Source organism: Methanobacterium lacus, assembly GCF_000191585.1.
In the GTDB taxonomy this organism is placed as follows: Archaea; Methanobacteriota; Methanobacteria; order Methanobacteriales; family Methanobacteriaceae; genus Methanobacterium_B; species Methanobacterium_B lacus.
The window spans coordinates 442,054-467,903 of record NC_015216.1; the positions used below are offsets into that span (position 1 = coordinate 442,054).

The following is a 25,850-nucleotide window of genomic DNA, read 5'->3' on the forward strand; positions in this document are numbered from 1 at the left end:
ATACATACAAAAGAAAAAACATCATTATAAATCATTAATAATTTGGTGATAGTCATGGCACCTAAACCTAAGGAATTTAAAGCCGATTTTTGGAAAACAAAGGATTTCAAGATATCAATAGGAGATATTATATCGAAAGAGGGGATTGAATCTACAGATGAATCATCTGTGGTCATGGGTCCCACTCAAAAGCCGAATGTAACAGATCTTAGATCGTGGGACATGAAGCTGCTTGAAAGATATCCCCCATTTTATTCACCTTTCTGTGATATGTGCTGTTTATGTACATATGGAAAGTGTGATCTTCTAAATAAGAGGGGAGCATGTGGAATTGATGCTGAAACTCAACAAGCAAGGACTATTCTTCTTGCATGTTGCATAGGATCAGCGGCCCATTCTGGTCATGCAAGACATCTTGTAGAGTATCTGATAGAGAAAAAAGGGGATGATTTTCCAATAGATTTGGGAATGGATATAGATATTGAAGCACCTATAATGAGGACTTTAATTGGTAAAAAACCCAAAGTACTTGGAGATCTCAAGGAGGCATTGGATTATCTTGAAGAACAGATGGTACATCTTTTATCCGCATGTCACACTGGTCAAGAAGGAAACAGTAAGGATTTTGAATCTAAAGCTCTTCATGCAGGTTTAATGGATAACCTAGGAAAGGAAGTTGGTGATATTGCACAGATTGTGGCGCTAGATCTTCCTAAGGGTGATCCCGAAGCACCTCTAGTTGAACTCGGAGTGGGAACCATTGACAGGGAAAAACCAGTTATTCTCTGCATAGGACACAACGTGGCTCCTGGAGCTGGAATAATGGATTATCTTGAGGATCAAGAGTTGGAGGATGACCTTGAGGTTTGTGGAATTTGTTGTGCCGCCATAGATATCACGCGTTACAACCACAATGCGAAAATTGTAGGTCCCATATCAAAACAGCTTAAATTCATAAGAAGTGGGGTTGCTGATGTTATAGTTGTTGATGAACAGTGCATAAGAACAGATGTTCTTGAAGAAGCTAAGAAAAACAACGCAGTAGTCATAGCAACAACTGACAAAATGTGTTTGGGTCTTCCTGATAAAACCAATGAAGATGCAGATAAAATCGTTTCAGAACTCATAAACAACCAGATAGATGGTGCATTAATACTCAACCCAGATAAGGTTGGTGAAGTAGCTACCAAAGTTGCAATGAAAACATCTGGAGAAAGATCCAAAGTTCAGGTACTGCCTGACATGGACGAAGTTGTGGAATTTGCAAAAAAATGCACAGAATGTGAATGGTGTGTTCGTGTGTGCCCAAACAGCCTACCAATGATGGATGCTGTGGTTGCCGCAGGTGAGGGTGACATCTCAAAGATGGAAGAACTTTACAAAAACGATGTATGTTACTCCTGTGGCAGGTGTGAGCAGGAATGTCCTAGGGACATACCTATCATATCTATGATGGCAAAGGTAGGAGAAAAAGATCTTGAGAACCAAAAATACAATGTTCGAGCAGGAAGAGGACCAGTTCAAGATGTGGAAGTCAGAAGGGTAGGTGCACCAATCGTACTTGGAGACATTCCAGGAGTCATAGCATTTGTAGGTTGCACTAACTATCCTGATGGTGGGGAAGAAGTTGCAAAAATGGCAGAGGAATTCTTGGAGAGAAACTACATAGTGGTAACAACTGGATGTGGAGCAATGACCCTGGGAGAATACAGGGATGAAGAAGGCAATACTCTATATGAAAGGTACAGTGGATCATTTGATGCTAAAGGCCTGGTAAATATGGGGTCATGTGTATCAAACGCTCATATTCCTGGAGTTGCCATCAAAATAGCCAATATATTTGCCAAAAAACCACTCGAAGGAAACTTCGAAGAAATTGCTGATTACATCCTAAACAGGGTTGGAGCTTGTGGAGTTGCATGGGGAGCATATTCACAAAAAGCAGCTGCAATTGCTACGGGAGTAAATCGGTGGGGCATACCTGTTGTTGTGGGCCCACAAGCATCTAAATATAGGCGTTTATTCCTAGGAAGAACTGATAAGGAAGATTCCTGGAGAATAAATGACCTTAGAAAGCACACTGAGGTTGCTGGTGAACCTGCTCCAGAACATCTCTTGTACGCTGCAGAGACCATTGGAGAAGCAACTGTGATGACTGCAAAGTTATGCATAAGGCCCAATGATACCTCTAAAGGCAGGCAACTGAAATTAAATCATTACATAGATCTCAATAAAAAGTACTTTGGAACGTTACCCCACGATATTTACAAATTCGTAAGAGTGGAAAAGGACATTCCAATAACCTACAAAAGGGATGTAATGCAGATCTTAGAGGAAAATAACTGGAAACCGCGTGAAATTCCTCAAGAACCATCTTTAATGGATATGAAAGGTGATTAAGATGAACGAAAGAGTAATTCCATGGCAGCCAACGGTAATTGCCGGACCTAAACAGGCCCTACTAGTAACGCCTGAAACAGCAAAAATGATGATGAAAAAGGCTAAACGGCCTTTGCTTGTTATTGGACCACTGGCCAAGGAAGAACCCCTTCTAACACATTCAATTGAAATAGCTGAGAAATGGGATCTGCCTGTTGTAACTACTGCAGATACATTCAAAATATTTTCTGAGAGAAATGTTGAAACAAAATCATATGGTACAGTGGAAATATTGAACCTTCTTAAGGATCCCGAGTGGAAAGGTATTAGGGGTGAAGGACAGCACGACCTTGTCATTTTTGTAGGGGGCATTTATTATATGGCTTCTCAGGGTCTTTCAACGCTGAAACACTTCGCACCACACTTGAAAACACTGACCCTGTGCAAATATTTCCATTCCAATGCAGATGCTTCATTTCCTAACATGAATGATGAAGAATGGTCGAAATACTTAGAAAAAATGAAATTAAATTAAATTAAACATCTGTTGAATCTTATAGCAGAAAACACTGATTTGGAGGAATTCAATGTTTGAAGATATACCTGTGGATGTCAGCCCCATGTATGAGGGAGAAAGGATAAGGGCAGCGAACATGTTCGTTGAACTTGCTGGTCCCAAGTCCATTGGGGCAGAACTTGTTCAAGTAGAAGAAGATGTAGAAGATGGGAAGATAGAAGTTATCGGACCTGATCTAAATGGGATGACTGAGGGTGAAATCTACCCTTTCGGTCTTTTAATTCAGATCAAGGGCGAAAAATTGGAAAAAGAACTTGAAGGTGTTATAGAACGTCGAACTCACGAACTCTGTAACTACATCAAAGGATTCATGCACCTCAATCAACGAGACCAAATATGGTGTCGTGTGAGCAAGGAAGCCGTAGAATCAGGTTTTGGATTTGAACACCTTGGAAAAGCAATTTCAATATTATTTAAGGAAGAATTTCCAATTATTGAAGCAATTTCCATCAAAGTTTTAACTGACCGAGAAGAGGTTGAAACATTCCTTGACAATGCATCCAAACAGTACGAAGAAAGGGACGCCAAGGCACGTGAACTTTCTGATGAGGATGTGGATGTGTTTTATGGGTGTGTCATGTGCCAGTCCTTTGCACCAACCCATACCTGCGTGGTAACACCAGACAGAACAGCTTTATGTGGGGCTATAAACTGGTTTGACTGCAGAGCTGCTGCAAAAATGGATCCTGATGGCCCAATATTTGAAATTGAAAAGGGAGAAGTATTGGATGATGTTAAAGGTGAATATGTAAATGTGAATACAGTTATGGCAGACAAATCCCAGGGTACTGTAGACCGAGTATATCTTCACAGTGTTTTCGGTTATCCACACACATCCTGCGGATGTTTTGAAGCTGTAGCATTTTACATCCCTGAATTAGATGGAATTGGAATTGTTGATAGGGATTATAAAGGAGAAACACCCCTAGGAATTCCATTTTCCGCAATGGCAGGGCAGTGTTCTGGAGGTAAACAGGTGGAAGGATTTGCAGGTTTAAGTTTGGAATATATGCGTTCCCCCAAGTTTTTACAAGCTGATGGTGGATACGAGCGTATAATATGGTTGCCAAAGGCGATAAAAGATTCTTTAATTGAGTTCATACCTGAAGATCTGGCTGATAAAATTCCTACAGAGGAAGAAGCCAACAGCATCAAAGAAATAAGAAAATTCTTAAGGGAGCACGAACATCCTGTTGTTGAAAGGTTAAAAGAGTCTAAAAAATCAGCAGCTCAAGATGTTGAAACAGAAGAAGTTGTTGAAGAAACCGCCACTGGATCTGAATTCATGGTGGACGAAGCTCCAATGCAACAAGTAGGATACGTACCAGAACTCACAGTACCTTCCTCCGGTGGAATGAAAATTATCTTTAAAAATGCAAAAATCTACGCTGAGAAAGTTATAATAAAAAAGAAATAAATTCTTAACACGAAAATGGAGACTATCTAGTGATAATAGCTGTAAGTGGTAAGGGCGGAACAGGTAAGACCCTTCTTTCATCCCTTTTAATCAAGGAACTATCGGAAAAGGGTAAGGATGTGCTAGCAATTGATGCAGACCCTGACTCCAACCTTCCGGAGGCATTGGGTGTGGAAGTGCTTAAAACTGTGGGGGATGTACGGGAAGAACTCAAGATCGACACGGCCCAGGGAAATATCCCCAAAGAAATGAATAAATGGGATATTTTGGACTACAAGATCATGGAAGCCGTTATCGAAACACCTAAATTTGACTTGCTTGTAATGGGAAGACCTGAGGGAAGTGGTTGTTACTGTGCAGTCAACAACATACTGAGGAAGATCATTGAAACATTGTCAAAGAACTACGATTACATTGTTATTGATACAGAAGCCGGGCTTGAACATTTAAGCAGAAGAACTACACAAAATGTAGATACAATGCTTGTTGTAACCGATAAATCTAAAAGAGGAATGTTAACTGCTCAAAGAATTGGTGAACTGGCAAATGAACTTGATATCAACTTTAAAAATATATTCTTAGTTGTAAATAGAATTACTCCGAAAAATGAAGATTTAATACTTAAAAAAGCCGAAGATACAGGTATTGAAATAATTGGAACCATATACGAAGATAGTCAAGTAGCAGAATATGATGTTGAAGGGATTCCGTTGATAAATCTTTCAAATGATTCTGAATCTGTTCAAACTGTTTCAAACATAGTATCTAGGATTTTAAAATGAATTAAGGATGTGTATCAATGGATAAAATGACACAACTTCTTAAACTACTGGAAAATACAGACACCATAGAAATAAATGATTTTAGAATGGACTTTGATGAGCTGGAGATTCAAATAATGCCGGCCGTCCAAAGAATGGTGCAGCAAGTGGCTCAAAAGCAAGCTGAAGTTGCAAGGGAGGTACTGCCAACCATGGACCCATTTGCACCTCCAGTTCACAACTGGCCTGGAGAGGTTGCAGAAGTTCAACTTGGGGCAGGTTCACGGAAATCGGTCTTCTTAGGTGGGCAGAAAGCTCTTTACAGATTTGAAGAACCTCAACCAAACCCTCCTGTTGTAACCTTCGATGTATTTGATATTCCAATGCCGGGACTTCCAAAGCCAATAAGGGAACATTTTGGTGATGTTATGGAACATCCTGGGGAATGGGCTAAAAAAGCTGTTAAAGACTACGGTGCCAACATGATCACCATACACCTCATTGGAACTGGTCCGAAGGTAATGGACAAGACACCGCGTCAGGCAGCTCAAGATATTGAAGAAGTTCTTCAGGCAGTTAAGGTTCCCCTTGTTATAGGTGCTTCTGGAGATCCTGTTAAGGACCCAATAGTGCTTGAAGCAGCTGCTCAGGCTGCAGAGGGCGAAAGATGTTTGCTTGCTTCGGCAAATCTTGATCTTGATTACAAAAGGGTTGCAAAGGCTGCTGTGGATTACAATCATGCAGTTCTTTCATGGGCAATAACTGATGTGAACATGCAAAAAACACTGAACAAGTACCTCATGAAAGAGGGGCTGACACAAAACGATATTGTGATGGATCCAACCACCTGTGCATTGGGTTACGGAATAGAATTTTCCATCGATGTGATAACCAGAACAAGGTTGGCAGCCCTCAAGGGAGACACCGACCTGCAGATGCCAATGTCTTCAGGAACAACCAATGCATGGGGTTCACGTGAAGCATGGATGAAGAAGGATGAATGGGGTCCAACAGCATATCGTGGCCCAATTTGGGAAATAATAACCGGATTAACCATGATGCTGTGTGGAGTTGACATATTCATGATGTTGCATCCATCATCAGTAAAAATGCTTAAAGAAATAGGAAACACATTCACCAGGGATTACCTGTCTACAGATGTCCCTGATATCACAAACTGGATCACTGAATTAGAATAAGGAGGTAATAAAATTGCAAGTTACTGCAATGGAAATTTACAGGTTACTCCCTAAAACAAACTGTGCAAAGTGTGGAGAGGCTTCATGCATGGCCTTCGCAACCAAACTGTCCGACAAGGAAACTGACCTTGAACTGTGTACACAGTTGGCTGCCAATGAAATGGAAGAACTCGAAAATCTACTTGCACCTGCTGTAAGGGAAATCACCATAGGAAAAAGGGATAAAACCTTCGTAGTTGGTGGGGACGAAGTACTTTACAGATATGAACTCACCTACTACAATCAAACACCAATCATAATTGATGTTAACGATGACATGGATGAAGAAGCACTTGCACAGCGAGTAAAAATCATCGAAGAATCTGAATTTGAGCGTACCGGTGAAACATTAGTTTTAGATGGTATAGCTTTGAGAAATTCTTCGGGAAATGCTGATAAATTTGCTGAAACTGCTTCAAAACTAAAATCATCAAAATTACCATTGGTACTGTGTTCATTGGATCCTGTTGCAATGAAAGCTGCCCTAGAAAATGTGGGTGATGAAAGGCCACTGATTTATGCTGCAACCGAAAACAACTTCGATGAAATGGCTGAACTGGCACTGGAATATGATTGTCCACTGGCAATTTTTGTTCCCAACGATCTGGAGAAGATGAAGGAGATCTCAAATATTCTTCGATCCAAGGGTGTTCATGAACTAGTTCTTGATCCAGGTACCTATGTCAACGATGGAATCGGTGATACACTTGATAACTTCGTCATGATCAGAAGACTGGCCATCGAAGAGAGGGATGAGGATTTCAGATTCCCAATTATGGGAATTCCAGCTTTAACATGGTTGTATGAGAAGGATGAAATACAGGGTGGTATAAAAGAGGCAACAGTAGCAGCCACTTTGATGAATAAATATGCGGATATGTTAATAATTCATGGAACCAACATATGGGAACTTATACCAGTTTTAACATTACGTCAAAGTGTTTTCACAGATCCGAGGAAGCCGCAGGCAGTTGATGCAGGGCTGTACGAGTTTGGTGAATTAAATGAAGACTCACCAGTGGCACTCACAACCAACTTCGCACTCACCTACTACACGGTAGAAGGAGATCTTAAATCTGGAAAATCTAACTGTTACTTACTTGTATTAGATACAGAAGGACGTGCAGTTGATGTTTCTCTTGCAGGGGGACAGTTAACTGGAGCATCTGTAGCAGAATTGATTAAAGATTCTGGTATAGAAGATAAAGTTAAAACAAGAACTCTGATCATACCAGGTCTAGCAGCACCAATTAGCGGTGAAATAGAGGATGATTCAGGATGGGAAGTTCTGGTAGGTCCAAGGGACTCTTCAGGTATGCCTGATTTCTTCCACAAACTAGAAGAAAAACAGGAAGCCAAGTAAAAAGATGAACAAACTAAAAATTTCATGGGAATGATTCAATGAAGACATTGATGGTAGTAGATCCAAGAATGTGCACCGAGTGCAAGGACTGTGTCACAGCGTGCAAGGAAGAACACGGAGTTTCAAGGGTGAAAAAAACATCCACCGTACCTCTCTTCTGTATGCACTGTCATCCTGATAAGGCTCCATGTGCAAGAATATGTCCAACCAATGCAATAAAGGAAGAAGATGGAGTGTTGATGGTTGATGAGGATGCTTGCATACTCTGCAGACTATGCATGATCTCATGTCCAGTCGGGATGATGGTTATGGATCTCGAAAAGAAATCCACGCAGAAATGTACATTGTGTTTTGAAAAGGAGGACAGAATTCTTCCAGCTTGTGTTGAAGCATGTAAAGACAATGTTTTAAAGGTTTTCTCTGTGGAGGATCTAGAAGATCTCAAGGACGACACAACATTTGCTGACATAATTGAAGAGGCAATGAAGATATACCAAGAGAAGATATGATTAAATCTTCCATTTTTCTTCTTAACCTAAAATTAAAATAGAATTTTGAATCCCAATTTTTTTTATTTTTCGAGCAATATTTTATCTGATTTTATTTTGAATCCTTCATTAATGAGCATTTCAATTTTCATTTGTTTTCCTCCCCTAAAACCTCCAATCTTACCATCAGACCTAACAACTCTATGGCAGGGAACAACAATTGGGAATGGATTTTTGCCTATAGCTGTTCCTACTGCTCTGTAACCTTGGGTTTTCACAGCTGTGGCAATTTCTTTGTAGGTTTTTACCTGACCGTGTGGTATTGAAGCAACTTCTAAAATAACATCCCTTTCAAAGGTAGTGTTCAGTGTAGCAGTTTCATGGGAGGATTCATTGGAAATATTCAGTTCAAGGAGTTCAATGTCGAAGTTTGACGTGTTTCCATGGTATATTTCGGCAATAATCCCAACGATCTCATCGTACATATTATTTATTATGAATTTAGGATGGTAATTTGATATTTCAGTTACCAAATCTTCAAGGTTGGTTTGGGGGAGTGCTATCCTTACGATCTTTCCCTTTTGGGAAAATGCTGCTGCGAAGTATAGTTTGTTAGTTTTATGAATTGAAATTATCACTAGATCCTTTCTTTTATTCATAGTTATCAACCAACCCAAAGTCTTCAATCTATTTTCATAAACTTAGAATGAATAACATCTCCAAAAGTTATTTTTTTAGGTAAGAATCTTAAAACTATCTACTATGAGATCTACATCGTCGTTAAATATTTCGAAGTTGTCGGGTTCACCAGCAAACCACAAGTAGTACAACATGTCCTTCTTTTTATAGGCAACTATCATTATCTTGGTCACTGATGATCCATGGGGGTTTTCACCCACCAGTATATAGGTTTCCATGCCTCTGGAAATAAAACCCATCTCAGATGTGATACTACTATTTTGCATCATGAACACATTCTTAAGAATTTCTGCAAATTCCTCTGCACTTATGTCTTCAGCCTCTTCATTCCTGTTAATGGAGAAATGTATTGAGTTGTTGGCAACACCACCAATAATAACTTTTTTATCATCAGTAGTTTCAATTATCTCCCATTTATTAGGATATTCGAATGAAATTTCACCGTTTTCAAAATTAACGATCCATGAACCTTTTCCAAGGGCCTGAATTTTTTTTAGGGCTTCCTCAGCTTTAATTCTCACGTATATGTACTGGTCATCAAGGGCATTTATTAGGGCATCTACGGCTCTTTCATCACCAATATTTCCTAAAGCTTCGATAATACGGCCTCGAACGTATTTGTTCTGGTTTTTATATCTTGAGTTATAAAGAGAATCGATCAGTGGTTCCACAGCCCTTTCATCTTTAATTTTTCCCAGAACCACAGCGATCTGGGATCGGAGTTGCCAATCATCAGTGTCAAATGATTTTAACAGTTCTCCAACCGCGGGTTTACCAATTTTTCCGAGGGCCATAACAGATTTCCATCTAACATCACTGTCAGTATCCTTGAGGGTGTTCACGAGAGGTTTGATCGCCCGTTCGTCCCCAATTTTTCCAAGTGCGATGGCTGCATACTTCCTCACATGCCAATCAGAATCTGTGAGAGAATTTAAAAGAGGTTCATAACCTTTTTCATTTCCAATATCTCCCAGTGCTATGGTAGCATTCCTTCTTACAGCCCAACTAACATCGTTGAGGGCAGTTATTAGGGCATCTACTCCTCTGTCATCCTTCAACCTACCAAGTGCTGCAGCTGCCTTCCAACGAACTTCTTCATCAGAATCCACAAGAAGGGTTTCTATTAATGCAGGTACTGCTATTTTATCCCCAATTATTCCCAGGGCTTCTGCTGAATTTTCTCTAACAGCAATAAGAACAGTAAATTCGTCCTGCCAGCTTTCATATTTCAAGGATTCAATCAATGCTCCAACTGTTCTTTCATCACCAAGTCTTTTGAGTGAAATTGCAGCATCTTTCCTTATTAAATAATCTTCATTTTTTAAAGCTCTGATCAGCCCATCAACATCTTTTGATTCTTCCATCAATTCAATATCTGGGTTGAATTCTTGTTCAATTGAATCCATCTATGAATTCACATCCTTTAACACGAAAGTTCATAATAATGTTAATAATTAAAATATGGGAGTTTTCAAATAAATAATTTGGCGTTTAATCTTACCAATTAATATTGAAAACTATTTAACCTTTTTTTTAGTATTTAACAATTTAATCTACAGAATTTCCGTTAATAACTTCATTAAATTTGGATTTTTTCCCACAAATTTCAATGCAGCTATCTTGGATATGGATTCAATGTCCTGGTTTTCAATAAACTCAGCAAGAGAATTCATATCTTTGTCACTGAGTTTATCTGCCATTTTACGGTACTTAGCAGATTGGGATAAACCCTTTCCAACTTCTTTTTTCCAAAGTTTTTCATAGTTTTTGAGGTAGTTTGAGGAACAATCCTCATTTTTTACAGACTCTGCAGCCACTTCTCCCGCAATTCTTGCACAAGTTATTGTGGGGTGTATTCCACCTCCAGTAATTGGATCAACGTGCCCTGCTGCATCTCCAACAACTAATAAACCATCGGTATAAGTTTTTTCTATCGGACCTGACACTGGCACACCGCCAATGTTAAGTTCAACTGGTGTTGCATCTAATTTTGATACAAATTTATCCAAGTAGTAGAGTGGTGTTTTGCCAGGACTCCTTATACCCACCCCTACATTGGCTACACCGTCTCCCTTAGGGAATATCCATACGTACCCCTTGGGTGCAACATTTTCTCCAAAGTAGAATTCCAGGTAGTTAGGATCTACGTCCACCCCAACCATTTCGTACTGTGCACAGGAACAGATCTGCTGTGGGGATTGGATGGTTTTTAAACCAGCCATTCTGGCCATGTTTGATTCAATGCCGTCTGCAGCGATCACAACGTCTGCTTTTACCTCAATGGTTTCACCCAGATGTTTAGCAATCACTCCACAAACTTTATGATCTTTAATTATTAGATCTTTAACAGCAGTCTTAACCATGATATCAGAACCTGATTTCGCTGCTTCGGATGCTAATTCTTTGTCAAATACCTTACGATCCAAAACAAGACCTTCTGCAACTCCTCCTTCATAGTTGATGCATCTGCCGTCGGGTGCGTGAATGTTAGCACCTTTAATTTTGGATCTTATGTACTTCTCGTTTGGTTTTATTTTGAGGGTTTCAAATGTGTTGTAAGTGACTCCCTCGGCACACTGTACTGGACTCCCTATTTCCTGCCGCTTTTCAAGCATTAATACATCAACATCAGATTTTGATGCAAAGAGTGCAGAAGTTGATCCACCTACCCTCGCACCAACCACAACAACATCGTACTTGAGCTTAGTCATCATCCTTCCCCACCATCAATGCTCCTAGTGGACATACATAAACGCAGTTACCACAGTCTGTGCATCCTATCTCAACATTCAACCCGTTTTCAGCGAGTTCAATTATTCCTTCTGGACACACAGTTACACAAGATCCACAGTATCCACAATTTTCTGACTGGACTTCCATCGTTGTATACCACCCTACAATTTTTGATGTATTATATTAAACAAATTTCATATATAGATTTGTGTCGAGTAAATAATGAAACAAATAGTGTGGGATGATTATCTGTTAAACAACAGGGGATTTTCCATCCTTGTTTATTAAGATTTGTAGGATAAAGGAACATGACAACCACAAAAAACCGTTAACTTAATATAGGATGTAAACTAATTTCGATTGTATGCAGGGGTGCCCGAGCTGGCCAAAGGGGGTGGACTTAAGATCCTCTGGCGTAGGCCTACGTGGGTTCGAATCCCATCCCCTGCACTTTTATTCAATTTTAATCTTGTTGAACAGGTAAAAATTTTAAGTTACAACTATTAATACCTGTAAAATGCCTCAGTGGCTCAGGGGTAGAGCGATGCCTTGGTAAGGCATAGGCCGGGGGTTCAAATCCCCCCTGAGGCTTATATTTTTAATATTTTTTTCCCATAACATTATCCTCCTTACTAAACATGCTAAATTAAAATAACTCTTTGGTGTTTAATGTGCAAAAAAAGATTATTCAAATATCTGATATCCATTTTGGTGAGAAAACCTTTTCTATGGAACTCAAAAACAATTTATTAAGACAAGTTACTGATGAAAATCCGGATTTGATCATAGTATCTGGAGACCTTACCACTGAAGGATATTCTCATGAATATGATGATGCAGCAGAATTTGTCGATGAATTAAACTCAATATCTGAGGTACATGTTGTTCCAGGAAATCACGATGCAAGAAATGTGGGACTCATACATTTTGAAAAACAAATTGGGGAACGTAAATTTATCCATATTGACAAATCTGGAGGATTTGTGATTGCAGGTTTAGACTCCTCCGAACCTGATATTAATGATGGACAAATAGGATATGATCAATTGGCATGGCTAAAATCTGAGCTTGAAAAAGTTCCAAAGGACATGTGCAAAATAGTCACCTTCCACCACCACCTACTGCCCATTCCACAAACAGGCAGGGAAAGAAATATATTACTAGATTCAGGCGATCTTTTAAGGTTATTCATAGACTCCGGAGTTGATTTTGTATTAAATGGCCACAAACACGTCCCTAATGTGTGGATGATTGAGAAGATGGTTACCCTAAATTCAGGTACTGCCACAACAAGAAAACTAAGGGGAAATACGTACCCTTCATACAACGAGCTTCTCATTGATGATGGAGGCATATTTGTTAATCTAATAAACACCTTCACAGGATACAAGCGAGAAGTAGCCAACTATGCAGTGGAATTGAATGAAAATGAATACAGTATCTGTTCATACAACTACAATTCAGATAATGGTGTGTAGCAGGTCATAAATTTTTTTTAGAGATCCAGTTTTTTAAAAAAACTTTAAAAAACAAAAAAATTAGATTCATTTAGTAATGAATTAACACTAAATGTTACTAGATGTCCATTCTGTTTAGAATTGATGTTTACATTTATAGAATTTTTTAAAATAGTTGACTAGAATTAAATTTAAAGAAATATTAGAAATAACAGTGATAAAAATGTCAAAGGCACTTGATGTGGTCACCGCAGGGATTATTGCAGGTATTGTTGCATATGCAACAGCCATACTTGGAATTGGAGGAACTGTTATTGGAGCAGTTTTAGGGGCAATTCTTTATCAAGTCATGTCCCACCTCTTTAAGGAACCACTCGAAAAAATGGAAACCCAAAATTTCGAAGCTAGAATAGTCTACGTACTTCCCTTGATTTTGATCGTGATAGTAGAGATATTGTATATTTTTGCAATACTATATCTTAAACCAGGATCAGTATTTTACCAGCTTGAAGCAGCAACCAATCACAACCTGTTCAGATCCATTGGGGCTGGACTCATAATCATGGGACTCTATCCCATAATTCAGTCGGAGTACATCAAAAAATCCTATGGTTACATTATATTAGTTGTTGGATTGATAGTTCTTCTTGGAGGGTTTGCTGATTTCAACACACCCCTAACAGATTTTTACTCAGTTATATATGCAGAAATGGGAATAATTATTTCTTTAATGGTGATAGCTGCAATTAGTTTCGTTGCGATCGCAATAACATCGGAAGCTGTGAAGATATTCAAGGAAAAGAAAAATTTTAATGTTGAAAAACAGAATGTTAAGTATGGAGAACGAATAGATGATTGGTTGGATGGAAACCATCCAAAGGCTAAATCAACCAAAAAACATGATAAAAATGATGATGGAGGGCCTTAAATGAAAAGATCCGACAGTACATTAAAGGCAATATTAGATGTTATCCTGCATGATAATCCTGCAACCCAAGACGAAATTGCTGAAAAATTGGGTTTAACCCGAAGATACGTCACCAAACTCTTACAACCCATGGTTAAACGTGGAGTGGTAAGAAGAGCTTACATACTTGACCTAAAAAAATTTGATGAATTTTCTGAGATGTTCGATGAGGAAAAAACATCCCGAGAGTATGCTGGAGCATATCTCATCAAAGATATGCTTAAAAACATGGTGGGTCATGTTTTCAAACAGTTTGACATGTCCTTTGAATCATTTGTTAATTACAATGATGAAATGGCTAACAAGGCCTTAGAAATGGATTACATTAGTAACAATATGCATGAAAAAATCAGATCCAGTGTTGATACAGTCATATCAATCAATCCTTACTCAGAATTCAGTAAAACAATGGTGTTCAGTGAGGTGGCCTACGATCTAGAAAGAATAGCTGACCACACTTGCCATATTGCTAACTTTGTTTTAAATGGTTGTTACGAAGTTGATGCTGAAATGTTAGAAATTTTAAATTCTATGTATTTAACATCGAGAAAAATGGTTAAATATTCGATGGAAGGTTTTTTAAATGAAGAATTAGATCTTAAGGATAAAGTAATGGATTATGAGGAAAAGATACACGCCCTCCAAAAGAAGGCCCTGAATCAAATTGCAATACAAATGGCTGAGGATGATGTGCTGGATAAAGATAGATCCACCTATTATTTGACATTGTCCCGTGTTGTAAAGGCTTTTGAAAGAATTGGAGATATTTCAGTGGAAATAATTGATGCTGCAGGTGAATTCTACAGGAACATTCCTCGTTCAACAACACCGGAACGTTTCAGAAGAAGATCATCCGACTAAAAAATTGCTTTTAGGTACAGTTCAAAAATTAAGGACTCTATTTATGAGATGTATGAAAAATGAAAAATTAGTTCTGAGCATGTTTATGCGGAGGAACAGTTTTACTTCTTTTGTTAGTTGACTTGATTTTTTAGATCTGTTTTTTTCATAAACCATTCATATCAAAAACTTTTCTGAATGGTTTTTCCAAGGCCATTTCCTCATTCACGTGTGCAAGAAGTCCTGGAACTCTTCCTATTATGAAGATGCCACAACCCATTTTCCAGTCAAAACCCATGTCGGATAAAATAGCTGAATTTGCCCCGTCAATATTCATTTTTATTCCTTTTTCATTGTAAAGGCTGTTTTCTATGTTCATGGCAAGTTCACAGTGTTCATTGAAGCAATCTAATTTTTTAGCTACTTCAATTAACTTCGCAGCCCTTGGATCTTTTTTATGGTACCTGTGTCCAAACCCTGGAACCTTCATGTTTCCATTTTCGAAGTAGGTCAGAACTTCATCTTTGATTTCATCTGTGGATTTGCCGTAGTTCTTCTGTAATTGGATCCCACGTTGCAGCATTTTCATGGAAATTTCTATGGCCCCTGCATGATTTTTTCCAAAAGCTAAAATTCCTCCAGCAATACATGCATTGACACTAGATCCTGCAGATGCCATTAATCTTGCGGATTGTGTGCTTGGTGGTGTTACTCCATGATCACAGAATGATACAAGAACGGCTTCAAACATTTTTTTCTGCTTTTCTGATGGAATTTTACCCTGGAGTAACAAGTAAACCATTTCTGGAAAACTGTAATTTTCTATCAGATCTTCTTGTGAATAACCTCTAGTAGATAGATGGTTGTGTTCCACCTTGGTTATTGCTGTTTTCCATCCCGGATTTTGGGATTTCATCATTCCTTTCAAAAGTTCTTCTGTAATCATGATAAGGATTAATAATACAGGAATAATATTTAAATTTAACCCTTTGGCCTTCTATTGTTCACATATTGTGTAATATTCAAATTTTGGCCATAAAAAATTGGGTTTTAGTATCATATTGGACACATTTAGTGTTTATTAAAACACAAATAGTAACCTTTATATGTTTTTAGAATAAGCTATGGTTGAGGCGTGTTAAACAACTCTTGTAAATAATTGAAATGTCATAACATTGGTTATGGTTAGTTTAGGATGAGGTGAACTAAGTGGATAAAAAATACATTATCGGAATAATTATAGCACTAGTAGTGATAGTAGGTGCATACATGGTTGTTGCACCAGGTTCAGGAAGTAAAGTAACAGTTGTAGGATCAACTTCAGTACAACCTGTAGCAGAAAAATTGGCTACAGCGTACATGAAAGAACACCCAAATGTTAAGATAACGGTTCAAGGTGGGGGAACAGCTGTTGGAATTAAAAGCGCTCAAGATGGTACAGCAAATATCGGTACAGCATCTAAAGCTCTTTCAACAAACGATTCTCAAGGCTTGACTCAATACACTCTTGGACAAGACGGAGTAGTTGCAATAGTAAGTCCAAATAACAACTTAACTGGCTTAACTAAAGATCAGCTAAAGGGAATCTTCTCTGGAAATATAACCAACTGGAATCAGGTTGGAGGACCAGATGCAAAGATTAACGTTATTGTTAGGGAAGAAGGTTCAGGTACAAGAGATGCATTCCAGGACATAGTTTTAGGTAAATTATCTAACGGAACAAAAGTATCATTTGTATCTTCAGCAATCGTACAGAGTTCTACCCAGGCTGTTCAACAAGCTGTAAGTCAGGACCCAAATGCAATAGGATTTTGCTCATTTGCAGATTTAGGTAATGACACAAAGGCATTATCCATAAATGGAATTTCCGCTTCAGCATCCACAATTGCAGATGGAACATACACAATACAGAGACCTTTCTTATTCTTAGTCAAAGGCGATGCAAAGGGTGAAGTTAAAAATTTCATAGACTGGGTTATGGGACCAGAAGGACAGGCAATATTAACCAGCCAGAAAATTATTAAATCAACTAACTCCACCAACTCAACAAAATAAATTAGAGATAAGTTGTCGAATATGGTTTAAAACCATATTTGCCCAATTTTTTTTAAATAATACCAAATTATAGTATAAACTAAACAGATCATTTATTCAATTTTAAAATAAATAGTTAGTCCAGGATTATCCATGTGTTAATTGTATTATGGGTATATATGTGAAAACAAAAAAAATTGGTTTCATATTTAAATTTACACAAAATTTATATCATAAAAATCTAAAGCAACATAACTACAAATTTTTGAGGTGTCATAATGACTGAAAAAACAGAGGAAAAATTCGTTAAATGGGTGCTATTTGCAACCGGATTGTCCTCTATAGCGATAATACTACTCATAATATTATTCATTTTCAACGAAGGAATTCCTGCAATAACCAATATAGGATTTTTCAACTTTGTATTTGGAATGACTTGGGCTCCATCTAATGGACAGTACGGTGTATTTCCAATGGTAATCGGTACACTTGGAATAACTGCTTTGGCTCTTTTATTAGCAGTTCCATTATCCATATGCTGTGCTGTATTCTTATCAGAAATTGCCCCACCAACAATGAGAAAAATATTGAAACCAACTATACAAGGCTTGGCAGGAATTCCATCAGTTATCTATGGATTTTTTGGTTTAGTTGTTCTTGTTCCATTTATGAGGGTGCACTACGGCGGTACAGGATTCAGTTTGTTGGCTGCATCCTTGATTTTGACCATCATGATATTACCAACAATAACAAGTATATCAGAAGATGCGTTAAGATCCATACCAATGGAATATAAAGAAGCTTCATTTGCACTTGGCGCAACCCAATGGCAGACAATAAAAAATGTATTGCTACCTGCAGCCGTTCCGGGAGTGATAACCGCAATTATCCTTGGTATGGGAAGGGCTATCGGAGAAACAATGGCTGTTATAATGGTGGCAGGAAACGTAGTTCAGATACCAGGATCCATATTTGATCCAGTAAGGGCATTGACATCAAATATAGCCCTTGAAATGGGATACGCTACTGGTCTGCATTACAATGCACTATTTGCAACAGGAATCATATTAATTGGAGTAATAATTATTTTACTTCTAATTGCTAACTACTTCAATTACAAGAAAAGAGTTACAATTGGGGGCGGTTACCTATGATCTTTGGACAGAACCAAGAATCAATGGATATTCCCACACAAAAGAGGTGTTTTAGATGAACAGAATTCTTTCACCTAAAATATCCCAAAAAATAATGAAGGGCGTTTTTTGGGGTTCTGGAATTTTAACCATACTCCTACTTGTAATGATCATTGGATACGTCCTAATAAACGGACTTCCAGTTATTAACTTCGAATTTCTTTTCAGTGATCCCATAGATTCTGGGCGTGCTGGCGGAATATTTCCAATGATAGTTTCCACGATTTATGTTACATTCGTGGCATTGGTTGTAGCTATTCCATTGGGTATTGGAGGGGCTGTTTATCTGGCAGAATATGCTGGAGAAAGCAACATTGTAAAAGCAATAAGGTTTGGTTCAGAAACACTTGCATCAATTCCCTCAATAGTGTTTGGTCTATTTGGGTATGCATTTTTTGTAATTTATCTGGGATTAGGATTTTGTGTACTGTCTGGTGGTCTGACATTGGCGCTCATGGCTTTACCAACAATACTTCGGACAGCAGAAGTGTCCATTGAATCAGTGCCCAGATCTTACACTGAAGGAAGTTTAGCACTGGGTGCAAATAAATGGCAGACAATTTATGAGGTAGTTCTTCCAGCAGCTATTCCAGGAATTATTACTGGAATAATTTTAGGTATGGCACGAGCCATTGAAGAAACAGCTGCAATACTATATACTGTCGGTGCATCACTGGCAGTGCCTGTTTCAATATTTGACCCTGCTAGGCCGTTACCACTGCACCTGTACACTCTTGCTACAGAAGGTATTTCAATGCCTAATGCATATGGTACTGCAGCAGTTCTGGTAATTTTAATATTGGTGATCACAATAGTCACCAATGCATTGGTTGATAGATACATAAAAAAGATGATGGGGCGTTAGAAATGCCATACAGAATAGAAGTAAAAGATTTAAACGTATATTTTGGAGAATCCCACATATTAAAGGATATTAACATTAATATTAACAATAACATGGTCACGGCCTTGATAGGACCATCAGGATGTGGTAAATCTACATTTATTAGGACATTAAACAGGATGAACGATAGTATCTCTACTTTCAAGAAGGATGGTTCAGTTTTACTCGATGGAAAAGATATTTATGAATCCAAGGTGGATGTTGTTGATCTAAGGAAGAAGGTTGGGATGGTATTCCAGAAACCGAACCCATTCCCAAAATCAATTTTTGATAATGTGGCTTATGGTTTAAGGATCCATGGTGAGAGTGATAAGGACGTCTTAGCAAATAAAGTGGAAGAAAGTCTTCGAGCAGCTGCTCTTTGGGATGAAGTTAAAGACAAACTAGAAATGTCAGCATTAGGTCTTTCAGGAGGTCAACAGCAGCGTTTATGCATAGCAAGAACAATAGCTGTTGAACCAGAAGTAATTCTCATGGATGAACCATGTTCTGCACTTGATCCAATATCAACAACCAAGATTGAAGATTTAATCCACAAACTCAAAGACGATTACACAATAATAATTGTTACTCACAACATGCAACAAGCAACAAGGGTTTCAAAGTACACTGCTTTCTTCTTGAATGGAGAAATTGTTGAAAGTGGATTAACAGATAAACTATTCATAGAACCCGAGGATAAACGAACAGAAGATTATATTACAGGCAGATTTGGTTAACCTGTTTGGGTGTCGAAATGTATGTAACGATTTTGGAGAACCAACTGGAAAAAATTAAGGATACTCTGTTGGACTACAGTAATGAAACTTCAGAAAGAATTACTAAATCAGTTGAGGGTTTTATCAATGAAGATGTGTATCGATCTAAGGAAATAATTGAGGAAACTAATAAGATCAACAAAAAAAGTGAAGAGATCGAATATGGATGCCTAAAAATACTTGGACTACAACAGCCTGTTGCTAAAGATTTAAGGTTAGGGGCAGCTATTCTGAGGACTTCAACAGAACTTGAGAGGATAAATCTCCTTGCTGCATATGTGGCGCGATATTCTATAGATTCATTGAAGAAAAATTCCAATTTCTTCAAACCAATCCACATTAATCTTATGTCGCATACTGTTCAAAACATGCTGAAGGATGGTGTTGGATCCCTGATCAGTGAGGATATTCAGCTTCTCAAAAGATCTACAAAAAATTTTGTTTCATTGCAAGAATTTTATAATCAAATGTTCATGGAATATGGGGAAGATAAAACCTCTAATTCATCAATGCACTCAATTTTGGTGGCCCGAGGTTTATTGAGCATGGGACACCATATTATGGGGATGGATGATAGGATAGCATATTCAATTATTGGAAAGCGTATCATGCATCATAAAGTCTTTTACAATGTATTAATGAGATGAGCTATATGTGGTTTCCTTCAGATGAACCTAAAGAAATTTTAAGAGGAAATAACTTGGACAAATTATCAATTCCTTCTTTAGGTTATTTAAGAATATTAAATGAGAATTATGAGTTTATATTATTCTTGAATGATAATCTGATAGTGGGTGCGTGGTGTTTAGATATAAAGTCTTTATCTGAACTTTTCCAAAATGAAGCAATGGAAGTGATTAAAATTCTGCCAGACTCAAGGATAGAACTATTTGAAATTAATCCTAGATTGTTTAAGACAATTTTAGATTTAAATGAAGAATGTAAGTTGTCATTACCTATTCGAATAGATATGTTCTGGGATAAAATTGGTTTTAATACAAACGTTTCTCGTGAGACATTATTAGCGAAGTATAGAATTAAAGAACCTTCGGAAGAGCACATAAAAAATTTAGTAAGTACTTATAAATCTTAAAAGGGGATGGTGTAAAATGAAAAAATATCCAAGAATTCAGTTTCAAAAAAGACTGGACCAGTTAAGGAATGATGTTGAGGAGATGGGGCAAACTAGTTTGGATTCATATAAAAATGCTATAGATGCATTTAAAAATTATGATTCTGAACTCGTCAATAAAGTAATTCGTAATCATCAGAAGCTGCAAGAAATGAATTACAATTTAGAACAGGAGGCAATGAGTATAATTGCTTCAGAACAGCCTGTTGCAAAGGATTTAAGATTTATTGAAACATCTATTAAGGTGGCAAGTCATTTAAAACGTATGGGTGGATTAGCATCTAACATAGCTGATGTAGCAGAACATATCAAGGATGAAGAAATTCCTGAAAAACCAATGAACGACATAACCCATATGAGTGACATTGTAGATGGAATGGTCAGCAAGAGTTTATCTGCATTTCTCAACGAAGATATGAACTTGGTGCGGGAATTAAAACGTGATGATGATAAGGTTGATGATTTATTCGACCAAGCCCTCAACGATATATCTAACAGTATGTTCCAAGAAAAGGAAGCCATTTCCTACATGATATCACTATTATTTGTAGCAAGGTTCCTTGAGAGAATTGCTGACAGGGCAGAGAACATAGGTGACAGAACCATTTACATGATCACATGTGAAAAACCAGGAGTTGCGGATAAACTCAACCAACTCATAAATGATGAGGAAAAGAAATAATTTCCTCATGATAAATTCTTTTTTTAAATAAAAATTTTAATTTGCCAATATTCATTTTTTAATGCAATAGATTTAACACAAAAAAAAATTATTAATTAATTTATTTCTACTTAAAACATTGGCTAGTGTTTAGGATCTTCTAATACTGCAGTGGCATGTCTTGCTGCCCAACACTGGACACAGACACCTATGGGCAAACCTGCTGTATGAGTATCTGCGAGTTCTACTTTAACATCGAGGGCAGTGGTTTTTCCTCCAAGGCCCATGGGTCCAATTCCAGTCGAATTAATCTGTTCTATAAGTTCCTCTTCGAGTTTTGCAAGGCGTTCATCGGGATTCACAGATTTAACATCCCTTAACAAGGCTTTTTTAGCTAGTTTGAGTGCGTAGTCTGAAGATCCTCCTATTCCAACTCCTATTCTTGTTGGGGGGCATGGTTTTCCACCGGCCTTAAGAACAGTTTCCATGACAAATTCCTTAACACCTTCCATACCCTCTCCAGGCAGGGCCATTTTGAGTGCATTGTTGTTTTCAGAACCAAAACCCTTAGGGAATATCGTTAATTCTAAATTGTTGCCTTCAACAAGTTCAATATCTACTAGTGGGATATTTTTCCCAGTATTTGTTCCAGTGTTAACTCTGGTGAAGGGATCAACAACATTTGGACGTAAAGGTACTTTAGTTGTTGCTTTTTCCACTCCCTTTTTAATTCCTTCGTAGAGGTTTTCCACTTTCACGTCACCAAGCTTGACAAACACTATGGGCAGCCCGGTGTCTTGGCACATGGGTATATCATTTTCATGTGCTGCATCAATATTTTCAAGGATGGCTCCAAGATTCAACCTAGCAGTTTCATTGGTTTCATTTTCATGGGCTTCCCTCAAAGCATTCTTCACATCTTCGGGAAGTTGGATCACAGAATCCCGGTACAGTCTGCATATGGTATCTTCAACAGTTTTTTGTGTAATCATACAATCAGCTTCTGGGTTTATTTATATATCAAATGAAGTAATTGTCCAAAAATTCTTAAATTCAAATTTAAATAGTTTAAAATCTACTAAAGAACTATTTGATAGGTTCTCATATAAAATTTGCTTTTGGACAAGTTTGAAAACCGTGGCAAATTAAAACCACAAACAATTTTTAGGGTTTTTTATCCATTTTAACGCCTGTTGGAGTTACCAAAAGGGTTTTAGAAAAAAGAGCTAATTTATCTTTATCCAATAAAAAAAAAAATTTGAGGATAATAAAAAAATAATTTATCCTTAATACTTCATTATGAGTTTTACTCTGCTTAATTCTTCAGCAATTTTATCCCGTTTTTGGGCTAAAATGTCTTCTGAATCCACTTTAAGAGCATCTTTTGGGCAGGTAAGTACACATGCAGGTGTCTCTTTATCTATGCACAGGTTACATTTTTTGGCAATACCGTACTCATCCATATGTATCGCACCGATTGGGCAAGAATCCCTGCAAAGTCCACAGCCTATGCAACTATCTTCCATGATAACTATTGCACCGTCAATCTCAACAATAGCATCTTCAGGACAAACAGTCATACATGGAGCTCTGTCCTTAGCACAGTGCAAACAATGTACAGGAACGCCGCTTATGACTCTTATTGCATTTTGAGGACATTCACGTTCGCATCTTGAACATTCATCGCAGAGTTCTGGTTTTGAAATTAATTCCCTCATTTCAAACCTCCTTGTGGAGAACCTTCTTGGTTCTTGCATTGGCAGTGAGCACACTGATCATATCAGTGCTTTTCTTTTTCTTTTTACCAAGCCCTACCAACTTTTCAATGTGTTGTTTCTGCTTTTCAAGTTTCATTCTCTCGGTGTCTACCTTAGCAATGGCCCGTTTGGAACAAGCTGCAATACATGCTGGTGTATCTTTATCCGGGCACTGGTTACACTTGTGTGCCTTTCTGTTTTCAATGTTAATTGATCCAAATGGACACACCATCATGCACAGTCCACATCCAATACACTTAGCTTCTAAAACTTCTAATCCCATGGCTTCTGTGGGACAGATCATCTTGCATGGAGCATCTTCACACTGCTGGCAAATTATTGGATAAAAAGATCCTTCGATCTCCCTTACAGAGATTCTTGGTGTACCATATAGTTTACCGCATGCTTGTTCACAATCTTTGCAGCCATCACAGAGGTCTGGTTGAATCAGTATCTTATCCAATTTGTGTCCCCCTAAATTTTTAGCTCAACGCAGATTGCATCAACATGGCTTTGAATTGTTTCCTTCTCTAAATCAGACAGATGTTTGAATCTTTTCTGAGCATTCAAATATTCAGAAACCTTCTTCCTTTGAATTGGTCTGTAAGTAACCTTAAATTCACCATCTTCAATTTCATAGAGTATCCATGATCCTGTTTCAACTGCTAGTCTTCCAAGGTCAATGGTTTTTGCTGGGCTGTATCCCCATCCAGTTGTGCATGGTTGCTGCAGGTGTATGTATGCAGGGCCATCAACTTCTGCGGCCTTTTTAACCTTCTTCATGAAATCTTCAGGATACGATATTGAAGCTGTTGCAACGTATGGTATTCCATGAGCTGCCATGATCATTGGCATGTTCTTTTTTGGTTTATCCTCACCAAAACTTTCTTTACCATGTGGTGATGTGGTTGTTGATGCACCGTAGGGTGTTGCTCCACTTCTCTGGATACCTGTGTTCATGTAGGCTTCGTTATCATAACAAATGTAAATTAAGTTATGTCCCCTTTCCATCGCTCCAGACAATGCTTGTAAACCTATGTCTGCAGTTCCACCATCTCCACCAAAGACAACAACGTTTGTATCAGTCTTTCCTTGAGCTTTAAGGGCAGATTCAACACCAGATGCTACTGCAGCTGCGTTTTCAAATGCAACATGCATCCAAGGAATCTCCCAAGCAGTTTCTGGATAAGGAGTGGTAATAACCTCTAAACATCCTGTTGCAGACACTGCTACGGTGTTTTCACCAAGCATTTTTAGTGCTAATCTAACACCAATGGTTGCTCCGCATCCTGCACATGCTCTGTGTCCCGGTGCAAGAAATTCTTTTTCAGGTAATTCCATTTTACTGTTCCTCCTTCAGTCCTATCCACAGGGGTTTGTTACTAGGATTTTTGGTCTTTTCAACAACTTCTCTAATATGTGAAGGTTTTATATCCCTTCCACCAAGGCCTATAATAAATCCTGCTGCATTTACATCCATCATTGATTTGATGTTGTTGTGGAGCACTCCTCCAATACTGAATGAAAAGTTTTTGTCAATCACTCCCACGTTGGAAGCTCCTTTAATTGCATCGTAGATTTCTTCTACTGGGAATGGTCTAAACACCCTTACACGTACGAGTCCTACCTTTTCCCCTTCTTCTCGAAGTTCATCTATAACATCCTTAATTGTACTGCATATGGATCCCATGGCTATGAGTATGGTGTCAGCATCTTCTGATCTGTACTTCTCAATAAAGTCGTACTTTCTTCCGAAGGTTTCTGCAAATTCTTGACTCACATCTGAAATTACAGTTTTTGCTTTTTCCATGGCCACTTCCATATCATGACGTGCTTCCATGTAATAATCTGGATCTGTGAATGTACCTATGGACATTGGCCTCTCAGGATCTAGGTAGGCATGATCCGGGTTGTAATCAGGTAAAAATTTATCCACTTCTTCCTCTTCAGGAACGTCTACTGGATCAACTGTATGAGTTAATATGAAACCATCAACACACACCATGGTTGGTAACAGTACTTCCTTATTTTCAGATATTTTGTATGACATTAAAACAGAGTCAAGCGCTTCCTGACCATTTTCAGCATATATTTGCATCCAACCAGAATCCCTTTCGGATATGGAATCTTGTTGATCGTTCCATATACTCAATGGTGCGGACAATGCTCTGTTAGCATCAGCCATGACTATTGGTGCCCTTAAACCGGCTGCAGCAAATATTATTTCGTGCATGAGTGCCAGTCCTTGGGATGATGTCGCAGTAAATACCCTTACACCTGTACCTGAGGCACCTAAACAAGCACTTATTGCACTGTGTTCAGATTCTACTCTGATGTACTCTGCTTTAATGTCGCCATCTGCAACATATTTTGCTAAGTACTCTGATATGGTTGTTTGGGGCGTTATTGGATAAACAGGAATTACTTTTGGTTTCGCAAGCTTAACTGCTTCTGCAATCGCTTGGTTTGATGACATAACTTTAAGAACCATT

27 protein-coding genes and 2 tRNA genes are annotated in these 25,850 nt (G+C 38.1%); 19 read left to right on the plus strand and 10 right to left on the minus strand.

Annotated elements, in window-relative coordinates:
* The first annotated feature begins 54 nt into the window (after window positions 1-54).
* The 7 genes from cdhA to METBO_RS02375 are packed head-to-tail and all read left to right on the plus strand — an operon-like array spanning window position 55 to window position 8,244.
* Window positions 55-2,400: a CO dehydrogenase/acetyl-CoA synthase complex subunit alpha gene (gene cdhA / locus METBO_RS02345; protein ID WP_013644065.1), complete on the plus strand. Its 2,346-nt coding sequence runs from the start codon at window positions 55-57 to the stop codon at window positions 2,398-2,400.
* A gap of 1 nt (window position 2,401) precedes the next feature.
* Window positions 2,402-2,914 (plus strand): CO dehydrogenase/acetyl-CoA synthase complex subunit epsilon, encoded by a 513-nt coding sequence (cdhB, locus tag METBO_RS02350; RefSeq protein ID WP_013644066.1) that lies wholly within the window; start codon window positions 2,402-2,404, stop codon window positions 2,912-2,914.
* A gap of 52 nt (window positions 2,915-2,966) precedes the next feature.
* On the plus strand, window positions 2,967-4,373 hold the full coding sequence (gene cdhC / locus METBO_RS02355) for a CO dehydrogenase/CO-methylating acetyl-CoA synthase complex subunit beta (protein ID WP_013644067.1): 1,407 nt from the start codon (window positions 2,967-2,969) through the stop codon (window positions 4,371-4,373).
* A gap of 29 nt (window positions 4,374-4,402) precedes the next feature.
* On the plus strand, window positions 4,403-5,155 hold the full coding sequence (locus METBO_RS02360; RefSeq protein WP_013644068.1) for an ATP-binding protein: 753 nt from the start codon (window positions 4,403-4,405) through the stop codon (window positions 5,153-5,155).
* Between the two features lie 17 nt (window positions 5,156-5,172).
* Window positions 5,173-6,333 carry a CO dehydrogenase/acetyl-CoA synthase subunit delta gene (gene cdhD / locus METBO_RS02365; protein ID WP_013644069.1) on the plus strand — a complete coding sequence of 387 codons (1,161 nt, stop codon included), beginning with the start codon at window positions 5,173-5,175 and terminating at the stop codon, window positions 6,331-6,333.
* Between the two features lie 13 nt (window positions 6,334-6,346).
* Window positions 6,347-7,735 carry an acetyl-CoA decarbonylase/synthase complex subunit gamma gene (acsC, locus tag METBO_RS02370; protein WP_013644070.1) on the plus strand — a complete coding sequence of 463 codons (1,389 nt, stop codon included), beginning with the start codon at window positions 6,347-6,349 and terminating at the stop codon, window positions 7,733-7,735.
* Window positions 7,736-7,773: 38 nt separating this feature from the next.
* The gene (locus tag METBO_RS02375; protein WP_013644071.1) at window positions 7,774-8,244 is read left to right on the plus strand and encodes a 4Fe-4S dicluster domain-containing protein; all 471 of its coding nucleotides are present in this window, start codon (window positions 7,774-7,776) and stop codon (window positions 8,242-8,244) included.
* A 62-nt stretch (window positions 8,245-8,306) separates the two neighbouring features.
* Here the strand turns inward: METBO_RS02375 and METBO_RS02380 are convergent, their stop codons facing one another.
* The 4 genes from METBO_RS02380 to METBO_RS02395 all read right to left on the minus strand — a co-directional run bounded on the left by METBO_RS02380 (window position 8,307) and on the right by METBO_RS02395 (window position 11,802).
* Window positions 8,307-8,882, minus strand: coding sequence for a methylated-DNA--[protein]-cysteine S-methyltransferase (locus METBO_RS02380; RefSeq protein ID WP_013644072.1), 576 nt, complete (start codon window positions 8,880-8,882; stop codon window positions 8,307-8,309).
* A 75-nt stretch (window positions 8,883-8,957) separates the two neighbouring features.
* On the minus strand, window positions 8,958-10,328 hold the full coding sequence (locus METBO_RS02385) for a HEAT repeat domain-containing protein (protein ID WP_013644073.1): 1,371 nt from the start codon (window positions 10,326-10,328) through the stop codon (window positions 8,958-8,960).
* 147 nt (window positions 10,329-10,475) lie between these two features.
* Entirely contained in the window at window positions 10,476-11,636 is a 1,161-nt protein-coding gene (locus METBO_RS02390) for an NAD(P)/FAD-dependent oxidoreductase (RefSeq protein WP_227717235.1), read from the minus strand.
* The gene (locus METBO_RS02395; protein ID WP_013644075.1) at window positions 11,626-11,802 is read right to left on the minus strand and encodes a 4Fe-4S dicluster domain-containing protein; all 177 of its coding nucleotides are present in this window, start codon (window positions 11,800-11,802) and stop codon (window positions 11,626-11,628) included. The genes METBO_RS02390 and METBO_RS02395 overlap by 11 nt, the downstream gene beginning before the upstream one ends.
* A gap of 219 nt (window positions 11,803-12,021) precedes the next feature.
* Here METBO_RS02395 and METBO_RS02400 point away from each other — a divergent pair.
* From METBO_RS02400 to METBO_RS02420, 5 genes are all read left to right on the plus strand, one after another.
* A tRNA-Leu gene (locus tag METBO_RS02400) sits at window positions 12,022-12,105 on the plus strand.
* Between the two features lie 69 nt (window positions 12,106-12,174).
* Window positions 12,175-12,246: transfer RNA gene (locus tag METBO_RS02405), tRNA-Thr, on the plus strand.
* An 80-nt stretch (window positions 12,247-12,326) separates the two neighbouring features.
* Window positions 12,327-13,133, plus strand: a complete 807-nt coding sequence (locus tag METBO_RS02410) for a metallophosphoesterase family protein (protein ID WP_048186320.1) — start codon at window positions 12,327-12,329, stop codon at window positions 13,131-13,133.
* Window positions 13,134-13,335: 202 nt separating this feature from the next.
* Window positions 13,336-14,040, plus strand: coding sequence for a hypothetical protein (locus tag METBO_RS02415; protein WP_048186321.1), 705 nt, complete (start codon window positions 13,336-13,338; stop codon window positions 14,038-14,040).
* Window positions 14,041-14,940 (plus strand): PhoU domain-containing protein, encoded by a 900-nt coding sequence (locus tag METBO_RS02420; RefSeq protein ID WP_013644078.1) that lies wholly within the window; start codon window positions 14,041-14,043, stop codon window positions 14,938-14,940. It begins immediately after the preceding gene.
* Window positions 14,941-15,085: 145 nt separating this feature from the next.
* Here the strand turns inward: METBO_RS02420 and METBO_RS02425 are convergent, their stop codons facing one another.
* The gene (locus tag METBO_RS02425) at window positions 15,086-15,865 is read right to left on the minus strand and encodes a citryl-CoA lyase (RefSeq protein ID WP_013644079.1); all 780 of its coding nucleotides are present in this window, start codon (window positions 15,863-15,865) and stop codon (window positions 15,086-15,088) included.
* A gap of 263 nt (window positions 15,866-16,128) precedes the next feature.
* Between METBO_RS02425 and METBO_RS02430 the strand changes: the two genes are divergently transcribed.
* The 7 genes from METBO_RS02430 (at window position 16,129) to phoU (ending at window position 21,622) form a co-directional block, all read left to right on the plus strand.
* Window positions 16,129-16,974, plus strand: a complete 846-nt coding sequence (locus tag METBO_RS02430; RefSeq protein ID WP_013644080.1) for a phosphate ABC transporter substrate-binding protein — start codon at window positions 16,129-16,131, stop codon at window positions 16,972-16,974.
* Window positions 16,975-17,231: 257 nt separating this feature from the next.
* Window positions 17,232-18,107 carry a phosphate ABC transporter permease subunit PstC gene (pstC, locus tag METBO_RS02435; protein ID WP_013644081.1) on the plus strand — a complete coding sequence of 292 codons (876 nt, stop codon included), beginning with the start codon at window positions 17,232-17,234 and terminating at the stop codon, window positions 18,105-18,107.
* Window positions 18,108-18,162: 55 nt separating this feature from the next.
* On the plus strand, window positions 18,163-19,011 hold the full coding sequence (pstA, locus tag METBO_RS02440; protein WP_013644082.1) for a phosphate ABC transporter permease PstA: 849 nt from the start codon (window positions 18,163-18,165) through the stop codon (window positions 19,009-19,011).
* 2 nt (window positions 19,012-19,013) lie between these two features.
* On the plus strand, window positions 19,014-19,769 hold the full coding sequence (gene pstB, locus METBO_RS02445; protein WP_013644083.1) for a phosphate ABC transporter ATP-binding protein PstB: 756 nt from the start codon (window positions 19,014-19,016) through the stop codon (window positions 19,767-19,769).
* 17 nt (window positions 19,770-19,786) lie between these two features.
* The gene (locus METBO_RS02450) at window positions 19,787-20,455 is read left to right on the plus strand and encodes a phosphate signaling complex PhoU family protein (protein ID WP_013644084.1); all 669 of its coding nucleotides are present in this window, start codon (window positions 19,787-19,789) and stop codon (window positions 20,453-20,455) included.
* Between the two features lie 5 nt (window positions 20,456-20,460).
* The gene (locus METBO_RS02455; protein WP_013644085.1) at window positions 20,461-20,901 is read left to right on the plus strand and encodes a DUF2226 domain-containing protein; all 441 of its coding nucleotides are present in this window, start codon (window positions 20,461-20,463) and stop codon (window positions 20,899-20,901) included.
* A 16-nt stretch (window positions 20,902-20,917) separates the two neighbouring features.
* Complete coding sequence (gene phoU, locus METBO_RS02460) at window positions 20,918-21,622, plus strand: phosphate signaling complex protein PhoU (protein ID WP_013644086.1); 705 nt, start codon at window positions 20,918-20,920, stop codon at window positions 21,620-21,622.
* 122 nt (window positions 21,623-21,744) lie between these two features.
* On the opposite strand, the gene METBO_RS02465 is transcribed toward phoU, so the two are convergent.
* From METBO_RS02465 to porA, 5 genes are all read right to left on the minus strand, one after another.
* Window positions 21,745-22,593 (minus strand): fumarate hydratase, encoded by an 849-nt coding sequence (locus tag METBO_RS02465; protein ID WP_013644087.1) that lies wholly within the window; start codon window positions 22,591-22,593, stop codon window positions 21,745-21,747.
* A gap of 294 nt (window positions 22,594-22,887) precedes the next feature.
* Window positions 22,888-23,319 carry a 4Fe-4S dicluster domain-containing protein gene (locus METBO_RS02470; protein ID WP_013644088.1) on the minus strand — a complete coding sequence of 144 codons (432 nt, stop codon included), beginning with the start codon at window positions 23,317-23,319 and terminating at the stop codon, window positions 22,888-22,890.
* A 1-nt stretch (window position 23,320) separates the two neighbouring features.
* Window positions 23,321-23,821, minus strand: a complete 501-nt coding sequence (locus METBO_RS02475; protein ID WP_013644089.1) for a 4Fe-4S dicluster domain-containing protein — start codon at window positions 23,819-23,821, stop codon at window positions 23,321-23,323.
* An 11-nt stretch (window positions 23,822-23,832) separates the two neighbouring features.
* Window positions 23,833-24,699, minus strand: coding sequence for a pyruvate synthase subunit PorB (gene porB, locus METBO_RS02480; RefSeq protein WP_013644090.1), 867 nt, complete (start codon window positions 24,697-24,699; stop codon window positions 23,833-23,835).
* Window position 24,700: 1 nt separating this feature from the next.
* Entirely contained in the window at window positions 24,701-25,849 is a 1,149-nt protein-coding gene (gene porA / locus METBO_RS02485; protein WP_013644091.1) for a pyruvate synthase subunit PorA, read from the minus strand.
* Window position 25,850: the final 1 nt, after the last annotated feature.